This window comes from Magnetococcales bacterium (assembly GCA_015231175.1).
Classification (GTDB): domain Bacteria; phylum Pseudomonadota; class Magnetococcia; order Magnetococcales; family DC0425bin3; genus HA3dbin3.
The window spans coordinates 1-5725 of the sequence record JADGBZ010000127.1 but is presented as its reverse complement, the minus strand read 5'-3'; the positions used below and the strand labels follow the sequence as shown (position 1 = coordinate 5725).

The 5725-nt window shown below is 51.8% G+C and carries 3 protein-coding genes; all 3 read right to left on the bottom strand.

The annotated features are described in order from the left end of the window. Window positions 1-325 precede the first annotated feature (325 nt). On the bottom strand, window positions 326-1507 hold the full coding sequence (locus HQL63_15545) for a DNA cytosine methyltransferase (GenBank protein ID MBF0178240.1): 1182 nt from the start codon (window positions 1505-1507) through the stop codon (window positions 326-328). A 1-nt stretch (window position 1508) separates the two neighbouring features. Further along, window positions 1509-2147, bottom strand: a complete 639-nt coding sequence (locus HQL63_15540) for an Eco29kI family restriction endonuclease (GenBank protein MBF0178239.1) — start codon at window positions 2145-2147, stop codon at window positions 1509-1511. 436 nt (window positions 2148-2583) lie between these two features. Continuing rightward, window positions 2584-5502, bottom strand: coding sequence for an insulinase family protein (locus HQL63_15535; GenBank protein ID MBF0178238.1), 2919 nt, complete (start codon window positions 5500-5502; stop codon window positions 2584-2586). Window positions 5503-5725 lie beyond the last annotated feature (223 nt).

The following is a 5725-nucleotide window of genomic DNA, read 5'->3' as shown; positions in this document are numbered from 1 at the left end:
CAACATGGAAACCTCGTGTGGATTCTACCAGATAAACCAAGTTGGGACACTACCGTTTGCAAGGTCACAAAGGTTTGGTAAACTGTCCCCATCCAATTTCGGCCACCCAATATGAACCGACTCAAAACTGTTCAATTGGGTTCCGTCCGCCCCATAGAGGAACTTCAAAAAGAGGAAAGGATCGGTGAATCAAAAACAGTTACAAAAAGAGCTTTGAATAACTAAGGAAGCTATCGATTACATACGCGAAGAAAATATTATTTCATGGTCTAAGGTTGGCAGACAAATTGAATATGATATAGAGTCGATCAAAACTCCAGATAAGTCAAATCTGTTCAGCCTTTTCTAGCTGTTTCTTGACGCTTTTTCCTATAATGTAGGCCAAATCAACAGGAACAGCATTCCCAAGTTGCCGCATTGTTTCTGTCCAGGAGCCCTTGAAAATGTAATCATCTGGAAATGTTTGAAGACGTGCGCTTTCGCGCACAGTAAAATATCTTACCTCGCCATTTTCATATGCCACCATGTTTTCTCCACCTGGAACACCATGAACACCTGCTTTAAGAGCTTTTGAAGGTTCGTCCAAGCAACTTCCAGTGTGGCCATCATATATACGGGCTCCCCCCCTAAATTCATGATTCATAAAATATGAATCACCCATTTTTTTTGGTTCAGGTAAATCTGATATCGCATCCCTTACTGTTTTCCATGCGTTTCCCTCAGGTTTAAAAAGTGAATACTTGATGTTATTGATAATATTCATCAGGTTTTTTGGAACTTCAGGGCGTTTTTCTTTCAAAATTTTATGACGTTCCCAATATTCGCCTGTAATCCATTGGTCCATTAATAGAGCTTCCTGGGAATGCGTATGTTCAGGAAAAGACCATGAAATATCAAGGTCAGAACGAAAACCAACAAAAATAACCCTTTCTCTTTTTTGTGGTGTACCATAATCAGCGGCATTAAGGCACTGATGAACAACTCTATAACACAAACCAAATTCACCGTTTCCAGTGTGGTATAGTTCAAGTTTTCGCAAATGCTCTTCCCATGCTTCATTCGGTTTCCGAACTATTTCTGGATGTGTGAGCTGCAATAAGATGTAGGAAAGGTAGGATGAAAAAGATTCTCGTAACAATCCTTTTACATTCTCAAATATGAAAGCTTTCGGTTTTAGTTCTCGGACAGCTCGAACGGCCTCAGGAAACATATCTCGTTTATCATCATTTCCACGATGCTTCCCACCAAAAGAAAAAGGCTGGCATGGTGGCCCGCCTGAAATTAATGAAATTTTATTAGAAACTTTTGAATAATCGATTTGACGAACATCTCCCTCAAAAACATTCCATTTATGCATTAATTGGTGGTTTTTATTTATGTTGTCTCTAATAGTATTGCAAGCATTACGCTCCCACTCTGCTACTAATTCATGCCGGAAACCTGCTTTTGCCATCCCCAATGCCAAGCCGCCAGCTCCAGCAAAAAGCTCTACTGAATGAAAGTCCATTCTACCTAACCTCGTTCATGTGGTTTCTTATATCAGACAGAATTTGTTCCTTATTTCTGGTAACTCCCTGACATCTATTAGCCCACTCTCTACCTGGGTGAATAACATCCCACTCTGATTTTGATTGCTGATACCTTCCTTTTCCTGGATCATGATTTCCAAACCCGTCAAGCATTGTATTCCAAAGAGGCATATTTATTTTTATAAGTGCAGCTTCAATAGTTCCAATCATGTCAGAACCAGTTGCTTCAAAAATGGCAAATCTGCACATAAATTCATCAATTTCAATACCAGAACCATGTTCTATATTCCTGCTATGCTCCATTAAACGCCTATAAAGCTCATTTGACTGTTGAGATGGTATATCAGATGTCCTAGCTTGGCGCCAACCTTTTGGAACGGCCTTTCCAACGTAAATTGGATGGCTATAGGCTAATCTGTTTAACTGAGCATATCTTTCGTAATAATTGCATTTTCCTGTATAATACAACGCATAAACGCCTGTTCCTGTAAAATTTTCTGGCGGTGGTAAGGTGTGAACTGGTGTACCATTGAAAAAGCGAACGGCATCTTTTACTAATTCAATTAAATCGTCATTCCGATATATGTGTTTTTTTCTGTCAAACGGTTGAATGATTATGATTATCTTCCAAAAAAGTATCTACAGAACACCCATGGCAAAAAACCTCATCCTCGTTCTAAACCAATTTGGGGATTTTGGCAATATTTTCTTGCAATGAGTGTGAGACCGTCGTAGAGTATGCGGACCAACGTACCCAAAAAACCGCAGGTCTGACTGTCTGATAAGTTGTCTAATCAATCCTGTAAGTCGTTGATATTTCAATGGACCAACCCTGAAAAACCATTAGACCGAAATCTGAAAAAACATTTGAATAACAGCAAGATAAGCCGTTTTTGACATAGAATTCCTAATCTGTTGCTCATTGAAAAAGCTTGGAAAGACTAGAGATTCGCACGAAATCTCCCCACTCTAATCGAACGCCACCCGCCTTTCAAGGTGCCATTTCAGGCAGAGTAAACCCGGCAACCCTGTTGGTTGTGGTTTAACCATCCCATCAAAGCGCAAAAATTTCCAACTCAAGCTGCCCGGCCTGCTCCTCCAGGGTGCGGGCATTGCTGACGACGGCAACATTGGCCCGGTCTGGCAACAGCCAGGTGGCAGCGGCGCGTTGCAGGTCGGCAACCGTCACTGCCAACACCCGGCTGCGAAACAGGCGGCGGCGTTCCGGGGTGCGGCCATTGTAGAGATCATGGAAGGCGCGTTTGGCCTCACCAGCCGGGGAACCGGGACGATCGATGCTGCCAACAATCCCGAGAATGGCCTCCTCCAGGGTACGGAATGCGTGGCGGGTCTCCATGAGCCAGGCAATGGAGCGGTCAAAATCGGCCAGGGTGTCGGCCAGACGGGGATCCCGGTAGGAGTAGAAGCGAAAGGTGCCGGAATCGGCATCGTAACCCGCGCCGCCACCATAGGCGCCACCTTGTTCCCGCAACGCCTTGTGTAAAAATCCGTTGCGCAAAAATTGACCAAGGACCAAAAGCGCCGGGGCATCCTCATGGATATAGGAGGGGGCGGGATAGGCCTTGGCACAAAACTGCACCTGCGTGGAGGTGCTCCACCCCTCCCGCACCTTGCGCGGCGCGGCAGCCACGGAAAACCCCGGCATGTTGCCGTCGCCTCCCGGGCAGCCGGACCAAATGTTGGCCAGACTTCGGGAAACGGCCTCGCACCGCTCCCCTTCTCCCACAAGCAGCAACTGGCGTGGCGCCCGCAGCAGTTGATCACGCAATCGGCCAAGTCTGGCGGCAAACGCCTCCAGGTTGGCGTGGGACTTCAGCGCTTCGTCCAGGGCTTTCAGCCGCTTGATGGCCCGAAGTCCCCCCCACCGGTCCGCCATGGCGGCTGATGGACTCAAACCCCCGGAAGCTGCCGAAATGGCCAGGGCATGACCATTGTCGGTAACCCGCATCTCCGCGCTGGCACGCATCTGGGCAATCAGTTCGCGCAGCCGGGTCAATTCGTCGAACCGGGGGGTCTCCAGGGTCTCCCGCAGCAGGGTTCCCATGGCCTCCTGGTTGCGGAACAACGCCTTGCCGGAGACGATAAAACTTCCCCGACAGTGGCGGACGTCCTCAACGCCGCCATGCAACGTCGCTCGGGCGGAAACACCTCCCGTCACCAGGGATTGCAAGGCCTGGGTGGTCAGATAATCCCGCTTTCCCGATCCCACTTCGCTGGCACAGGAGGCATACAGGGGAAGAATATCGACCAGATCCTCGTCGAGTTGCGGCAGGTCCAACACCACCTGCTGGTAAATCAACCCGTTGGTCGGACGATCATAGATCGTGATCGCATGTCGAGCGACCTCTCCGACCTGGCCAACCGGGATCGGCAAATCAGCCGGGACATCGGCCAAACCCACCCTGGGAAGAACTTCCGGATCATCTTCCTTCTCCTGACGCGCCCGTAACGCCGCAGCTTCTTCCACCACCGACTGGATCTGCTCCGGGGTCAGACGCTGTTTCAGGGAGGCCAGCCTTGCTCTTTCGTTGGCCTTGCGGGTTTGCGCAAGCTGCAAGTCGGGTTTCAGCACCAGCCGCAAGCGGTGGGGATTGTCCAACAACAGGCGCCGAACCAGATCTTTGATGTAGCGCGGGTCGCGGATTTTCTGCCGCAGGCGCTCCAGGACTGGATCGATCGCCAGGGCCACGACCGGATCGCCGCCATGCAGGGCAGGGGTGAGGGCCGTCAACATGAGTTTGAGACCATAGGGGAAGCCATCGCCGCCGACCTCTCGCCGTGACAGCTCCAACTGGTGAAAGACCGCTTCCAGTCGTTCCGGTTCCACCCCGTTGGTCGCCACCCGCTGCAAAACCGACAGCACCAGCGCCTCCACCGCATCGGCTTGTTCGGGGTTCGACCCCTCGACGCCGGCGACAAAAACCATCTCCCGGATGGAATCGTCCAGGCCGCAGGAGGGGGATGGGGCGCTCCCCAGATCGGTTGTTTCCAGCGCCTGAAGCAGCGGTGACGAACTGTTGTCCAGCAACACCCCCGCCAGGATGTGGGCCTCCAGCAACGTCTCCAGATCGGTGCTCTGCCCCAAAAGCCACCCCAGCACGATATGGGTCTTGCGTTCCGTCCCCTCGTCACTCTCCAGGGCGTACACCTCTTCTGCCTGGATGGGCGCCGGCAGGCGTCGCTCGTCCGGCACCAGCAGGTTGACATCCAGCCGGGAAAATTTTTGCAAAACCCGATCGGTAAAGATGACCTGATGCTCCGCAGCCGGAATATCGCCATAGGTCATGAAAACGGCATTGGAGGGGTGGTAGTGCCGGGCATGGAACGCCCGCAGATCCTCCCAGGTCAGGTCGGGAATCGCCTCCGGGTCGCCGCCGCTGTTGAAGTGATAGGTGGTGGTGGGAAACAGGTGGCGGGCAATCTGTTCCCACAACACCCGGGCCGGCGAACTCATGGCCCCTTTCATCTCGTTGAACACCACCCCTTTGAACACAAGTTCCGAACCGGGATTCTCGGGATCAGCCAGCTCGACCCGGCACCCCTCCTGGGCAAAATCGAGTTTTTGCAGTGTGGGAAAAAAGGCTGCGTCCAGATAGACATTCAAAAGATTTAAAAAATCTTTGCGGGATTGGCTTGCAAAGGGATACGCCGTCCAATCGCTGGAGGTGAAGGCATTCATGAAGGTGGCCAGCGAACGGCGCAACATCATGAAAAAGGGATCCCGCACCGGATAACGCACGCTGCCACACAGGGCGGTGTGCTCAAGAATATGGGCCACCCCGGTGGAGTCCTGGGGAACCGTCAGAAAAGCCACCAGAAAGGCGTTATGCGGATCCGGCGCCGACAGATGCAGGTGCCTTGCCCCCGTGGCCAAGTGCCGATAGGACTCGATCGTCAGATTCAGGGCCGTCACCGGTTCGCGTTGCAGCAGCTCAAAGGGTGTCGATGTCATCGCCGTCATTTCTCCAGAGTTGCCCGCCGGGGTGGATGCCTTCGCCGAATCGACCCATTCTGCCATTTTTTGCTGGCTTGCACCACGTGGGAAGATTTATCGCCAAAGCAATCGCATTTGGAACACACGGAAAGGGCTCGGGGTCCAGGGGTCTGGCTCCCTGGCTTTGTCCAGGGCAGCGCCCTGGCGGGGTTCGGGGCAGCGCCCCGTTTTGTTTTTGTAC

Bases quoted from the DNA above. Each gene is read 5' to 3' on its own strand.
- HQL63_15545 (MBF0178240.1), bottom strand. From the start codon at position 1,507: ATGGACTTTCATTCAGTAGAGCTTTTTGCTGGAGCTGGCGGCTTGGCA.
- HQL63_15535 (MBF0178238.1), bottom strand. From the start codon at position 5,502: ATGACATCGACACCCTTTGAGCTGCTGCAACGCGAACCGGTGACGGCC.